We start from the raw sequence: 12,217 nt of genomic DNA, 5'->3' as shown, positions 1-12,217 counted from the left end.
TCGACCCGAAAAGCCCACCCTTTTCGGTCACACCGTGCACCGGCCTGACCCCATTCGTGGCCTGGACGGTCAGTCGGGACTACGCTAGCTCTTGAACATTATTGGCCATGGACCGTCGCCCCCGCGCCCGGTTGTCAGGCCGGACGAGGTCGTACCCCCCTCTGGAGAGCGCCGTGCCCAAGTCTCAGGTCCGCAAGAAGAAGGTGTACACCCCCCCGACGGACGTGCGTCCGACCGCCACAGCGGCGACGCGCAAGCCTAGCCCGGTGTGGCTACCGATCACCGCCGTTGCGCTGATCGTCGTCGGGATCGGCTGGCTGGTCGTGTACTACCTCTCCGAGCAGGAGTACCCGGTCATGTCGTGGGGTTACTGGAACCTCGCGGTGGGCTTCGGCGCGATGGTCGCCTCGCTGATCCTGCTTTCCCGCTGGCGCTGACCCGGTCGACGTCCGGCCCGGTTTCCTCGTGGGGGCCGGGCCCTCGGCCTGTTTCCACCCGGTTGGCCGCCGCTGGTCGGTTCCACCTGGTCGGGTGGCACGGATGTACGTCACGCCTGCACGCCCCTGCTCGCCGTATCATGCCCGGTCCACCTAAGGTGTCGGCAGGGCGGCGTGGCCGGGTGCGAGATGCTTCACGTTACTGCTGAGTAACATTGCGCGTAGGCTGCACTGCATGACCGAGCGGAGCGAGGTCATCGGCCGATCGGGTCGGGGCGGGCGGTAGCGGCGGAACGCCGGCCGCGCCTTGAACCGGTCCCGGTCGCCGAGCCGCTCGACCAGGCAGCAGACCGGGAGGCCAACTCGATGGGCAGCGTCCAGATCGTCACCACGATCCTCGCGGCCGCCATCACCGCCGTGGCGGTGGGGCTTGCGGTACGCGCGGTCATGAAGCTGGTGGCAGTCATCCGGCTCGGGCAACCGGCGCCGGAGCGGTTCACCGACAAGGGCACCCGCACGAAGAAGATGCTGGTGGAGACCGCCGGTCACACCCGCATGCTCAAGTGGGGCGTGGTGGGCGCCGCGCACTGGTTCGTGATGGTCGCGTTCATCGTGCTGTCGCTGCTGGTGCTTGAGGCGTACTTCGAGGTGGTCACGCCGGGCGGCGAACTGCCGATCATCGGGCACTGGACGGTCTTCGGCCTGGCCACCGAGATCATCGGCGTCCTCGGCCTGGTCGGCATCCTGGTGCTGATGGCGATTCGGCTGCGCAACCGGCCCACCCGGCCCGGCGTGCGGTCCCGGTTCGCCGGCTCCACCATGTGGCAGGGCTACTTCGTCGAGTGGGTCGTGCTGCTGGTCCTGATCTTCGGGTTCCTGATCCGTGGCTTCAAGGTCGCCACCGACCAGTTCGCGTACCCGGCTTGGGCCACCCCGGTCAGCCACGCCCTCGGCGGCGCGCTCCCGGCCTGGACGGCCGGCGTCAGCGTCGCCGCCCTCGTCAAGATCGTCATCTCGATGACCTGGCTCATCGTGATCTCGCTGAACGTGACCATGGGCGTCGCCTGGCACCGCTTCCTGGCGTTCCCCAACATCTTCTTCAAGCGGGAGCCGGAGAAGCCGGCTGGCTCCGGCCTCGGCGCGCTGCGGCCGATGATGAGCGACGGCAAGCCGCTCGACTTCGAGGAGGCCGACCCGGAGAAGGATCAGTTCGGCGTCGCCCAGGTCGAGCAGTTCACCTGGAAGGGCCTGCTCGACTTCAGCACCTGCACCGAGTGTGGCCGCTGCCAGTCGCAGTGCCCGGCCTGGAACACCGGCAAGCCGCTGTCGCCGAAGCTGCTCGTGCTGAGCCTGCGGGACCACGCGTACGCCAAGGCGCCCTACCTGCTCGCCGGCGGCGGCAAGGACCTGACCGGCGAGGAGAAGGCCACCGAGGAGCAGCTCGCGAACGTCGACGTACTGGCCCTGGCCGAGGCCGACCGGCCGCTGATCGGCACCGCCGCCGAGGGTGGCGTCATCGACCCGGACGTGCTCTGGTCGTGCACCACCTGCGGCGCCTGCGTCGAGCAGTGCCCGGTGGACATCGAGCACGTCGACCACATCGTCGACATGCGCCGATACCAGGTGCTGATCGAGTCGAGCTTCCCCTCCGAGGCCGGCGTCATGCTGCGCAACCTGGAGAACAAGGGCAACCCGTGGGGCGCCCCGCAGAACACCCGCGAGGACTGGACCAAGGGCCTCGACTTCGAGGTGCCGCGGGTCGGCGAGGTCGAGGACTTCGAGTACCTGTTCTGGGTCGGCTGTGCCGGCGCGTTCGAGGACCGGGCCAAGAAGACCACCCGGGCGGTCGCCACGCTGCTGCACGAGGCGGGCGTCTCCTTCGCCATCCTCGGCGAGGGTGAGACCTGCACCGGTGACCCGGCCCGCCGGATCGGCAACGAGTTCGTCTTCCAGATGCTCGCCCAGCAGAACGTCGAGACGCTGAACGAGGCGTTCGAGGGCCGGGAGAAGAGCAAGCGCAAGATCGTCGCCACCTGCCCGCACTGCTTCAACACGCTGGGCAACGAGTACGGCCAGCTCGGCGGCGAGTTCGAGGTGGTGCACCACACCCAGCTCCTGGCCCACCTGGTCGCCACCGGCAAGCTCACCCCGGTGCAACCGGTCGACGGCGGCCTGACCTACCACGACCCCTGCTACCTGGGCCGGCACAACCGGGTCTTCACCCCGCCGCGCGAGGTGCTCGGCGCCGCCCTCGGTTCCGCCGAGATCACCGAGATGCCGCGGAACAGCGAGCGCTCCTTCTGCTGCGGCGCCGGCGGTGCCCGGATGTGGATGGAGGAGAAGATCGGCAAGCGGATCAACGTGGACCGGGTCGAGGAGGCCATGTCCACCGGGGCGAAGACCATCGCGGTCGGCTGCCCGTTCTGCTCGACGATGCTCAGCGACGGGGTCAACGGCAAGGGCGCCGGCGAGCAGGTCGAGGTCGTCGACGTGGCCAGCGTGCTGCTCCGCTCGGTCAAGCCGGAGGCCACGGCCGGTGACAAGGAGGCCGAGCCGGTCGCCGGCTGAGGCGTACGCCGGGACCGGCGCAACCGCGACGGCGGTGGCACCCACGCGAGGTGCCACCGCCGTCGCGGTCAGGAGCCGGCGGTGGTGGTGGCGGTCCTGCCCTCCCCGATGGCGAATTGACGACAATGGCTGACAGGGTAATGAATACCCTTTGTGTGCGAGTGATAGCGCGTACGTGACTGAGTAAACGGTCGCCTTGATTCCACCCGGTCACCTTCCCTAAGGTGGGGCACCGACCGCTGTGGTCGTCTGCCTCGACCCTCCCTCACCCGAGGCGCCCGGCGGTCGGTTGCAAAAGGAGTCCGTGCCGGTGGCAACCATGCCTCCTGATCGTCACGCCCCGAGCCATCCCCCGCTCCGACCGATCGGAACGCGCCGGGTCGTACGCCGTCTCCTCACCCTGGTCGCGGCCGTCGCGGTCGGCGCCGGGCTGCTGGCGGCGCCGGCGCACGCGGCACCGCCGTCGGTGGACGAGATCGACGCCCAGATCGACAAGCAGTGGGAACAGCTCGAGCCCACCATCGAGAGCTACAACAAGGTTCGCGCCCAGCTCAAGGTCAACCAGAAGAAGTCGGCGGATCTCGAAAAGAAGATGGTGCCGCTGGAGCTGGAGTCGGCCCTGGCGATGAACAAGGTCGGCGACATCGCCGCCCACTACTACATGAGCGGCCCCTCGCAGGAGATCGGTGCCCTGCTGGTGAGCACCAAGCCGGGTACCCTCGCCGAGCAACTCGTCATCCTCGACCGGCTGGCCCAGCAGCAGCGCAAGCAGGTCGAGAGCGTGCTCGCCATCCGCGACAAGTACAACGCGCAGAAGCAGAAGCTGGACACGTTGATCGCCGCCCAGATCAAGCAGCGCGACGAGCTGGCAGCCAAGAAGAAGCACATCGACGCTGAGATGACGCGGCTGAAGGGGATGCTGCCGAAGTCGTCGGTGCGGGTCGACGGCTGCCCGAAGATCGACGGCGTGATCGCCGCCGCCGCGCAGACCGCCATCAGGACCGCCTGCAGCAAGGTCGGCAGCTGGTACGTGTGGGGTGCCACCGGCCCGAACACGTTCGACTGCTCCGGCCTCACCCAGTTCGCGTACAAGGCGGCGGGGATCTACCTGACCCACTTCACCGGCGCGCAGTGGAACGAGGGCAAGGCCGTCTCCCGCGCCGAGGCGCGCCCCGGTGACCTGGTCTTCTTCTACAGCGACCTGCACCATGTCGGGCTCTATCTCGGCAACGGGCTGATGGTGCACGCGCCACGGACCGGGCAACCGGTGCAGGTGGCGCAGATCAGCTACCAGCCGGTCGCCGGCTTCCGCCGGCCCTACTGACCCTGCCGGCTGACTCTGTCGGCTGACCCTGTCGACCAGCACGAAGGCCCCCGGTCCAGACCGGGGGCCTTCGTCGCGTCCAGGGTCAGCGCGGAGCGCCGACCGCCGCCGGCTGGATCTGCACGTCATCGAGGTTGACGTACATCACCCGGTGGCCGAACTGGATCTGCACGTACTGCATCTTGCCGCGGACGATCGTCCGGTCACCCGGCGCCGAGCCGTCGAACGACACGGCCCGGTAGTACTCGCTCGGCAGGACGCCGCCGACCGCGTACCGCTGGCCCGCCGGGAAGGTGTACTGCAGCGGGGAGATGGCCTGGTAGGGAATCGTGGACGGGTAGGCCACCTGCTCCGGGTAGGCCCGCCCGTACACCGGGATGGTGGTCTTGCCCGGCTTGGGGGTCACCACGAAGCCGTTCGCCCACTTCGCGGTCGGCGCCGAGGCCGGGTTGTGGAACCACGCCTTCTGGCCGAGGTACCAGATCGCCGTCCAGTCGCCCTGCCGGTCGGCGAGGGCGTACGTCTGGCCGGCCGAGGCGCGGGCGCCGTGGTCGGAGATGTACATGGTGTTCGGCTGGCCGTTCGGCTGCAGCCCCAGGTCGTTGACCAGCGGCGCGGTCGGGCTCGGGCCGGTGCGCAGGATGACCGAGGAGGAGCCGCGCAGCGGGCAGGGCTGGATCGGCGGCAGGGGATTCGGGACGCCCGGGGGCTGCCGGTTGCAGCCGGTGAAGGCCGGCTGGTTGGTGGCGTAGTCCGGGTCGATGGTGACCAGCCCGGTGTGCGGGGTCCCGGTGCCCTTGAACGGCGCCTTCATCAGGTCGAAGTAGTGCGACCAGTCCCAGTACGGGCCCGGGTCCCAGTGCATCCCGGCCACATTTGCGGCGGTGATGCCGGGGACGTTGTCGTGGCCCAGGATGTGCTGCCGGTCCAGCGGGATCTGGAAGCTCAGCGCCAGGTGCCGGACCAGCTTGGCCGAGGTCCGGTACATCGCCTCGGTGTACCAGGTGCCGTGGCCGGCGAAACCCTCGTGCTCGATGCCGATCGACTTGGCGTTGACGTACCAGTTGCCGGCGTGCCAGCCGACGTTCTTCGCCTTGATGTGCTGGGCGATGTAGCCGTCCACCGAGCGCAGCGTGTAGTGCCAGCCGAGGTAGTCGGCCCGCTTGACGAGGTCGACGCTGGGACCGAAGTAGCCCTCGGTGTCGTGGATGATGATGTACTCGATCTTCTGCTGGGCCGGCCGGTTGCCGACGTCGTAGTTGCCGTAGTCGCCCGGGTCCGCGCTGAGCTTCGCGTACGGCGCGGGGATCCACTCGCAGGCCAGCCGGACCGGGCACTCCAGGCCGTCCGGCCGCTCGGCGCGGCGCAGCCCGAGCTTGTGCAGCCCGGACTCGTCCGGCTTCACCGTCGTGGCGGCGAGGGTTACCCGCTGGCCGTCGTCGGTGGTCCGGCTGGCACCCTGGCCGAGCTGGTCGTACACCTCGTCGGCGAAGGCCGCCGCGGCGTCCTCGGTGTCCGCGCCGGAATACCGGGCCACCGCGCCGTACCAGGCCGCCGGGTCGCTGCCCGCGCCGACCGGCCCACCCAGCTCCCGCTGGTACGACGCGAGCAGCGCCGCCCCGCCCCGGATGTTGGCGTCGGCGTCGGTGCGCAGCGTCTCCTTCGACTCGCCGGTGAGGTCGGCGGCGGCGTCGAGGGTCTGCAGCGACGCCTGCGGCAGTGCGTCGCCGCTCGGCTGGGCCGCAATCGCCGGGTCGAGGGAGAGCGGCCGGGACTCGTCGCCCCGGGGGTCCTCGTTTTCGTCGACGTGGGAACTGGACGGCGTCGAGGCGACCTGCGCGGCGTCGGTCAGGTGCATCGGGCCGTAGCCGCCGCTGGTGCTGGGCTGGCCCGGGTGGGTGTCCCAACGGGATTCCAGGTACGAGACGCCGAGCAGCACGCCCTGCGGCACGCCGTACTCGGCTGCCGCTGCGGCGTACTGCTGCTGGCGGTTCTGGCTGTCGCTGTTTCCACCGGCGGGGGGCGCCGCCGCGGTGGGACCGCTGGTCGCGAGAGCGGTGGCCGCCGCGACGGCGGCGGCCAGCAGCATCCGTCTGCGCGACGGCAGGGCTGTGAGGTGCATCGAACCTCCAGATAGAGATCGGGGTCACTGCTGGTTCACCCTCACTCCGTACCTGGGTTCTGGTCAACACCTTTCCGAATAACGATGCGACCCGAAGGAAACCTTCACCGCATCCGATCGTGGTTGGAAATTCGCGTACGGTGTGTCACGGCGTCGCGGGTTGCGGATCGATAACGACGGTCCCTACTCTGGTCAGTCGTCGACCGTAGGTCCACCGTCCAACCCGGGCGGTGACGGTCCGACACCGCCGAGTCGCCTCCGGGCGAGCCGGGGAACCAGGTACCTGGGGTGAATCCGCACCGCGGTGCGGTAGGGCGACTCCCTTCCCGCCCGAACCCGTCAGCTAACCCGGTAGGCGGTCAGGGAAGAAGGAGTACGGAGCCCGGTGGCACACCATGCCCCGCGGCCACCGTCGGTCCGGTCGGTCGACCGGTCGGCGGCTGCGCCGCGTTCACGCTGGTCCCGCTTAACCACCGCCCTCGCCGCACTGGCCGGCACCGCCGTCGTCTTGACCGGTGGCGCCACGGCGGCACACGCCGAACCATCCGTCACCGAGATCGAGCGCCAGATCGACCAGGACTGGAACAAGCTCGAACCGATCATCGAGCAGGTCAACGCCACCCGCGAGGACCTCGCCGCCAAGCGCAAGCAGGCCGCCACGCTGGCCAAGCAGATCGCCCCGTTGCAGGCCCAGGTCGACCAGGCCCTCCGGCAGGTCGGCGGTCTCGCCGCCGACGCGTACAAGGGCGACACCATCTCCACCGTCAACGCGCTGCTGGGCAGCCGGTCGCCCGGTGAGCTGGTCGACAGCCTGGAACTGCTCGACCGCTTCGCGTACCGCCAGCAGCAGCAGGTGCAGGCCGTGGCCGACCTGCGCGACCAGTTGGCCGCGAAGAAGAAGTCGCTGGACGACATGATCGCCCAGCTGGCCCGGACCGAGGCCCAGCTCGCGGCCCGGAAGAAGCAGATCGACGCGGAGATCGCCCGGCTGCAGAAGCTACGGCTCAAGGTGTACGGCAACGGTGGCGGCGGCCCGCTGCGCCCGGCGCCCTGCCCCGCCGGTTACCCGGGTGGCCCCGCCGGGGTGGCGGTCAAGTTCGCCTGCGCCCAGATCGGCAAGATCTACGTCTGGGGGGCCGCCGGCCCCGACCACTACGACTGCTCCGGTCTGACGATGGCGGCCTGGGCCAAGGCCGGCGTCTCACTGCCGCACAACGCCCGGCAGCAGCACGACGTCACCCAGCGGGTCAGCCGCGCCGAGCTGCGCCCCGGTGACCTGGTCTTCTACTACAGCGACATACACCACGTCGCGATGTACGTCGGCGACGGCTGGGTGGTGCACGCCTCCGAGTCGGGCAAACCGATCACGATGAAACGCGTCGACGACGGCCAGATCAACAGCTACGGCCGCCCGGGCTGACCGGTTTGCAGGGGCTCCCGCGTCGCGGGGGCCCCTGCTCGGTGTTCAGCGGGTCGGCCAGGTCCGCCAGTTCTGCCAGGACCGGCTCGGGGTCGGGCCACGCTGCCCCTGGTAGCGCGAGCCGTAGACCGCCGAGCCGTACGGGTGCTCGGCCGGCGAGGAGAGCCGGAAGATGCAGAGCTGGCCGATCTTCATGCCGGGCCAGAGGGTGATCGGCAGGTTCGCCACGTTGGAGAGCTCCAGCGTGACGTGCCCGGAGAAGCCCGGGTCGATGAAGCCGGCGGTCGAGTGGGTGAGCAGCCCGAGCCGCCCGAGCGACGACTTGCCTTCCAGGCGCCCGGCGAGTTGGTCGCCGAGCGAGATCACCTCAAGCGTGGAGGCGAGCACGAACTCGCCCGGGTGCAGCACGAACGGCTCGCCCTCGGGCACCTCCACCATCGAGGTGAGGTCGTCCTGCTGCGCGGCCGGGTCGATATGGGTGTAGAGATGGTTGTTGAAGACCCGGAAGAGCCGGTCCAGGCGTACGTCGATGCTGGACGGCTGCACCAGCGCGGGCTCGAAGGGCTCCAGCGCGAGCGTGCCCGACTCGATCTCGGAGACCAGGTCGCGGTCGGAGAGCAGCATCGGAACACCATAGCGACCGGTACGAGTGACCTGCGTGTCGGACTGCATCCTCGTACACGTGTTCGATAGAATGTCCGCATGGCTTCCTGGTCCGAATTCGCCGCCGACGAGCCCCGACTCGCCGACGAGATCCGCCTTCTCCTGCAGCAGTACGGGCCGGGTTTCGGCTACCTCGCCACGGTCCGCGCCGACGGCGGCCCCCGGGTCCACCCGATCTCCCCGGTCATCACCGACGACGGGCTCTACTGCTTCGTCATCGATTCGCCCAAGCGCCGCGACCTCGAACGCGACGGCCGCTACGCGCTCCACTCGTTCCCGCCCGAGGAGAGCGACGACGAGGCGTACGTCGCTGGCCGCGCCCGGCCGGTGACTGACCCGGCCACCGTGGCCCGGGTGGCCGCGCTCGGTCGGGCCGCGCCCCAGGTCGACTGGCGGCTGTTCGAGTTCAACGTCGACGTGGCGATGCTGACCCGGCGCGACCAGGCGGCCTACCTCGGCGCCGGCCGGCCGCAGGTGCGGGTCTGGCTCGACCCGCAGGCGACCGACCCCGCCCGGCAGGCCGTCACTGTCGTACCTGAGGCCCGGCATGGTCGTCACGGCCTCGACACCCGCCGCCCGGCCGCCTGAGCCCCGCAAGGCCCGGTGCCGGTCCCGTCGGCAAACGGGACCGGCACCGGCACGGGGCAAAAGGCTCGCCGGGGTACCTGGATGCACGACAGCGGTGACCTCAGGTACAGTGGTGCCGCCTGCGGGTGTAGTTCAATGGCAGAACATCAGCTTCCCAAGCTGACAGTGCGGGTTCGATTCCCGTCACCCGCTCCAACGCACAAAAGCCCTGGTCAGGACGAGAGTCCCAACCAGGGCTTCCGCGTTGTCAGGGGAGCTGAAACAGGCCGTGGGCCATTAGCGGGCCATTAGCTCGCCTCGGCGGCCGGCCCGCCACCCTCGGCGGCCCGCCTCGGATTGCGCTTGCTCGGCTTGCGCCTGGCCGCCTTCACCGCCTTGTCGATCGCATCGGCGATCCCTTGATCGGCCTCGCGGTGGCGTGCTGATAGATCAACGCGGCCCGTGGGCTGTCGTGGCCCATCCGGGCCATGATGTCCCGCAGGCTCGCACCCGGTGCCCGCGATGCGAGCGTGTTGCTGGTATGCCGCAGGTCGTGGAAGTGCAGGCCGGGCACGCCCACGTCGGCCACCGCCTCGGACCACTTCACCAGCTTGTTGAAGTTGCCGCGCGAGAGGTTCCGGCCGCTCTCGCCGGTGAACACGAACGCCTTTCCGCCGAGTACACGCTCCTACCGAGCAACGGCTACGCATGTGCCAAGGGACCACCGCAAGATCGATCTGGGTGTACTGTCCGCATCGGATAGACGATCATGCGATGCCCGTCTCGCGTCCACCCCGGTTCAACAGCAAGATCTCAAACGGCGGCTGCCGTACCAAAAAGTTCCGGGGCGGTCACCAACGGGCGTCCAGGAGGGAGCAGGAAAGCATGAATCTCACCCGCAAGGTGCTAGCGTCGGTCGCCGCGCTGGCCGCGTCGTTCGCCACGGTGCAGGTGATCACCGAGGCGCCGTCGCAGGCCGCCATCTCATGTTCGGGGACGATCACCTACCGCAAGGCGTTGCCAGCGAGTAACCCGGTGATGGAGTTGGTCATCTACTACAACAGCACGAACGGCGGCACCAACAGCGCCTGCGTCAACCACCTCGGTGCGACGTATGGGAAGACCGCCCATACCTGGGTGCAGCTAGTCCGTTGCTATGAGACCGTTAAGAATGGGACCTGCACGGGCGCCGCGTCGTCCAAGGTGGACGACAATGACTACTCGTACTACGCCGGCCCGGTCGGCCTCACCGGCACCGCGAACAGCTGCGTGGGGGCGGACGGCGGGCTTGTCTGGAACGGCACTCAGTACCGGATCTACACCAGCGCCCAGGGCTGCTGAGCGGCCGCGGTGACCGCTAAGGGCGGGCACCGCGCGCCGGTGCGGGCGGACGACCCACGGGACGCCGCCCGCACCCGTCAGCTCTTCCCGAGCCGCTGCAGGGGACCCGCCGGAAGGGCTAGCCTGCGACGTGAGGTCGTGTCGACCTGATCGGGACGCGGGTCCGGTCAGGGCCTTCGGTGCTCCCACGGGCTTGACCTTGTATGGACGTACGCCCAGATGAGAAAGCCGCTCGCTTTCCCGGAACGGTGCTCGCCATCATGTCCGGGTGAACTCTCCCGCAGTCACCCTGCGCCCGATGCGTGAAGACGAGTACGAGGACTACACGACGCGACAGGAGGTGGAGTACGTCCAAGCCCTCGCCGAGATCATGCCGGCCGAGGCCGCGACGGAGAAGGCGCGACAGGATCGAGCCCAGTTTCTGCCCGACGGCTTGGCGACGGAACGCCACCGCCTTCTGGTAGCCGAGAACGCCACGGGCCAAGTCGTCGGCTACGCGTGGGTCGGGCTGGACGAGCCACGAACCAGGGCAACCGACACTGCGTGGCTCTACGACATCAGCGTGGAAGAGCGCTACCGGCGATCCGGCTACGGGAGAGCGATCCTCGCGGCCGTAGAGGCGGTGGCACGGGAGGCGGGTGCTACGCGGCTCGGGCTTAACGTATTCGGCCGCAACGATGCTGCGATCTCGCTGTACCAGACCTGCGGCTACGAGGTCATGACCCAACAGATGGCGAAACGCCTGTAGTGAGTTGATCTCGGTCTCAAGGAGGGTGCCCCTCGCCCGCGACACGCCCCGCGCCCGTGGACGTTCAGGTATCCCCAAAGCCTCGGAACACGCCGGAGGCGTCGACGGAGTCTGCGTACTCGGCGAAGTCCATGTTCGCGATGCAGAGATTGGCCGAGACCTCGGCGTACCAGCGGGGTGGTAGCCGGAAGGTGCGGCCCGGCTCGTCGTGCAGGTCGACGGCGAGCAGCAGATGTTCGTCGTCAACCATCGTGGTGGCATCGGCGAGGAACAGGTAGAACACCTTGTCGTCGTCGGCCGCGTTGGCATCCGCCTCGACCAGGGACTGGGTACTCACCCCGTCGTAGCGCGGGTCGCTGACGAAAACCGCGTTGTCGTAAGGGTCGCCCGCGATAATGGCAGCCTTCAGCGCCTCCCAGGCCGCGCCTTCGGCGAAGTCGACACGCAGGACCAGCGACGTCAGGTCGTCGGGTTTGGGCAGAGGGGCCATGTAGCGGGATCCTGCCAGTCGGTGCCGACGCCTTCACCGTTCACGGCCGCCAGGTCACGGACGTGCCGTAGGCCGGGCTGTCCGTCGAGCAACACCTCGCCGACGGGTACGAACCCGGTGCGCCGCAGCACCGCGAGCGAGCCTCGGTTCGCCAGCGCCGCCGACGCGACCAACTGGCGCAGCCTGTACTCGTCGCGGGCCAGGTCGCAGACTCGGCGTACGCCGTCCTGCGCCAAGCCCCGCCCGGTCGCCCGCTCGGCGACCCGATAGCCCAGATCGGCGCTGCCGTCGGCGACGTCGACCAGGTTGAACCGCCCCAGCACGGCACCGTCGTCGTCGATCAGGACATGGAAGTGGCACCCGCCGGCAGCCTGCTCCGCGAGCAGTTCCGCATGGCGGGCGGCGAACCCAGCGAAGTAGCCGTCGCCACGGTCCGGCACGAATCGCGCGAAGTACGCCCGGTTCTCCCGCTCGAAGCGCAGCAGCGCGGGCGCGTGACGGGCGTCGAGCCGCTGCAGTTCGGGCATCACGCCACGC

At 69.1% G+C, this 12,217-nt stretch carries 11 protein-coding genes, 1 tRNA gene, 1 pseudogene and 1 riboswitch; of the genes and pseudogenes, 8 read left to right on the top strand and 5 right to left on the bottom strand.

Features of this window, described 5'->3' with window-relative positions; translation table 11 throughout:
- Positions 1 to 173: 173 nt before the first annotated feature.
- The 3 genes from AB0C02_RS03105 (at position 174) to AB0C02_RS03095 (ending at position 4,329) form a co-directional block, all read left to right on the top strand.
- Complete coding sequence (locus AB0C02_RS03105; RefSeq protein WP_155329525.1) at positions 174 to 437, top strand: cell division protein CrgA; 264 nt, start codon at positions 174 to 176, stop codon at positions 435 to 437.
- A gap of 366 nt (positions 438 to 803) precedes the next feature.
- Positions 804 to 3,005, top strand: a complete 2,202-nt coding sequence (locus AB0C02_RS03100) for a (Fe-S)-binding protein (RefSeq protein ID WP_357540502.1) — start codon at positions 804 to 806, stop codon at positions 3,003 to 3,005.
- A gap of 310 nt (positions 3,006 to 3,315) precedes the next feature.
- Positions 3,316 to 4,329 carry an NlpC/P60 family protein gene (locus AB0C02_RS03095; RefSeq protein ID WP_357540500.1) on the top strand — a complete coding sequence of 338 codons (1,014 nt, stop codon included), beginning with the start codon at positions 3,316 to 3,318 and terminating at the stop codon, positions 4,327 to 4,329.
- An 85-nt stretch (positions 4,330 to 4,414) separates the two neighbouring features.
- Here AB0C02_RS03095 and AB0C02_RS03090 read toward each other — a convergent pair whose 3' ends face one another.
- Complete coding sequence (locus AB0C02_RS03090; protein WP_357540498.1) at positions 4,415 to 6,451, bottom strand: N-acetylmuramoyl-L-alanine amidase; 2,037 nt, start codon at positions 6,449 to 6,451, stop codon at positions 4,415 to 4,417.
- Positions 6,452 to 6,686: 235 nt separating this feature from the next.
- Positions 6,687 to 6,824: riboswitch (cyclic di-AMP (ydaO/yuaA leader) on the top strand.
- 135 nt (positions 6,825 to 6,959) lie between these two features.
- Here AB0C02_RS03090 and AB0C02_RS03085 point away from each other — a divergent pair.
- Entirely contained in the window at positions 6,960 to 7,871 is a 912-nt protein-coding gene (locus AB0C02_RS03085) for an NlpC/P60 family protein (protein ID WP_357540496.1), read from the top strand.
- Positions 7,872 to 7,916: 45 nt separating this feature from the next.
- Here AB0C02_RS03085 and dcd read toward each other — a convergent pair whose 3' ends face one another.
- Positions 7,917 to 8,495, bottom strand: coding sequence for a dCTP deaminase (gene dcd / locus AB0C02_RS03080; RefSeq protein WP_357540494.1), 579 nt, complete (start codon positions 8,493 to 8,495; stop codon positions 7,917 to 7,919).
- A 78-nt stretch (positions 8,496 to 8,573) separates the two neighbouring features.
- On the opposite strand from dcd, the gene AB0C02_RS03075 reads away from it, so the two are divergent.
- Together AB0C02_RS03075 and AB0C02_RS03070 are read left to right on the top strand one after the other, a co-directional pair.
- Positions 8,574 to 9,122, top strand: a complete 549-nt coding sequence (locus tag AB0C02_RS03075; protein WP_357540492.1) for a pyridoxamine 5'-phosphate oxidase family protein — start codon at positions 8,574 to 8,576, stop codon at positions 9,120 to 9,122.
- Between the two features lie 121 nt (positions 9,123 to 9,243).
- Positions 9,244 to 9,317 (top strand) — tRNA-Gly (locus AB0C02_RS03070).
- Positions 9,318 to 9,409: 92 nt separating this feature from the next.
- Here the strand turns inward: AB0C02_RS03070 and AB0C02_RS03065 are convergent.
- A pseudogene (locus AB0C02_RS03065) lies at positions 9,410 to 9,771 on the bottom strand (tyrosine-type recombinase/integrase); the annotation flags it as partial.
- 215 nt (positions 9,772 to 9,986) lie between these two features.
- Here AB0C02_RS03065 and AB0C02_RS03060 point away from each other — a divergent pair.
- Positions 9,987 to 10,442 (top strand): hypothetical protein, encoded by a 456-nt coding sequence (locus AB0C02_RS03060; RefSeq protein ID WP_357540490.1) that lies wholly within the window; start codon positions 9,987 to 9,989, stop codon positions 10,440 to 10,442.
- 268 nt (positions 10,443 to 10,710) lie between these two features.
- A complete protein-coding gene (locus AB0C02_RS03055) occupies positions 10,711 to 11,190 on the top strand; it encodes a GNAT family N-acetyltransferase (protein ID WP_357540489.1) in 480 nt (159 codons plus the stop codon).
- Between the two features lie 64 nt (positions 11,191 to 11,254).
- On the opposite strand, the gene AB0C02_RS03050 is transcribed toward AB0C02_RS03055, so the two are convergent.
- Together AB0C02_RS03050 and AB0C02_RS03045 are read right to left on the bottom strand one after the other, a co-directional pair.
- A complete protein-coding gene (locus AB0C02_RS03050) occupies positions 11,255 to 11,680 on the bottom strand; it encodes a hypothetical protein (protein WP_357540487.1) in 426 nt (141 codons plus the stop codon).
- Positions 11,650 to 12,207: a GNAT family N-acetyltransferase gene (locus tag AB0C02_RS03045; protein ID WP_357540485.1), complete on the bottom strand. Its 558-nt coding sequence runs from the start codon at positions 12,205 to 12,207 to the stop codon at positions 11,650 to 11,652. The genes AB0C02_RS03050 and AB0C02_RS03045 overlap by 31 nt, the downstream gene beginning before the upstream one ends.
- Positions 12,208 to 12,217: the final 10 nt, after the last annotated feature.

The sequence above is a fragment of the Micromonospora sp. NPDC048999 genome, assembly GCF_040649295.1.
Classification (GTDB): domain Bacteria; phylum Actinomycetota; class Actinomycetes; order Mycobacteriales; family Micromonosporaceae; genus Micromonospora.
Note: the sequence above shows the minus strand (reverse complement) of the source record. Positions and strands in the feature narration are given on the sequence as shown.

What these genes read in the sequence shown, in the direction of transcription:
- AB0C02_RS03100 (WP_357540502.1), top strand. Translation starts at nt 804, where the DNA reads ATGGGCAGCGTCCAGATCGTCACCACGATCCTCGCGGCCGCCATCACC.
- AB0C02_RS03090 (WP_357540498.1), bottom strand. Translation starts at nt 6,451, where the DNA reads ATGCACCTCACAGCCCTGCCGTCGCGCAGACGGATGCTGCTGGCCGCC.
- dcd (WP_357540494.1), bottom strand. Translation starts at nt 8,495, where the DNA reads ATGCTGCTCTCCGACCGCGACCTGGTCTCCGAGATCGAGTCGGGCACG.
- AB0C02_RS03075 (WP_357540492.1), top strand. Translation starts at nt 8,574, where the DNA reads ATGGCTTCCTGGTCCGAATTCGCCGCCGACGAGCCCCGACTCGCCGAC.
- AB0C02_RS03060 (WP_357540490.1), top strand. Translation starts at nt 9,987, where the DNA reads ATGAATCTCACCCGCAAGGTGCTAGCGTCGGTCGCCGCGCTGGCCGCG.
- AB0C02_RS03050 (WP_357540487.1), bottom strand. Translation starts at nt 11,680, where the DNA reads ATGGCCCCTCTGCCCAAACCCGACGACCTGACGTCGCTGGTCCTGCGT.
- AB0C02_RS03045 (WP_357540485.1), bottom strand. Translation starts at nt 12,207, where the DNA reads ATGCCCGAACTGCAGCGGCTCGACGCCCGTCACGCGCCCGCGCTGCTG.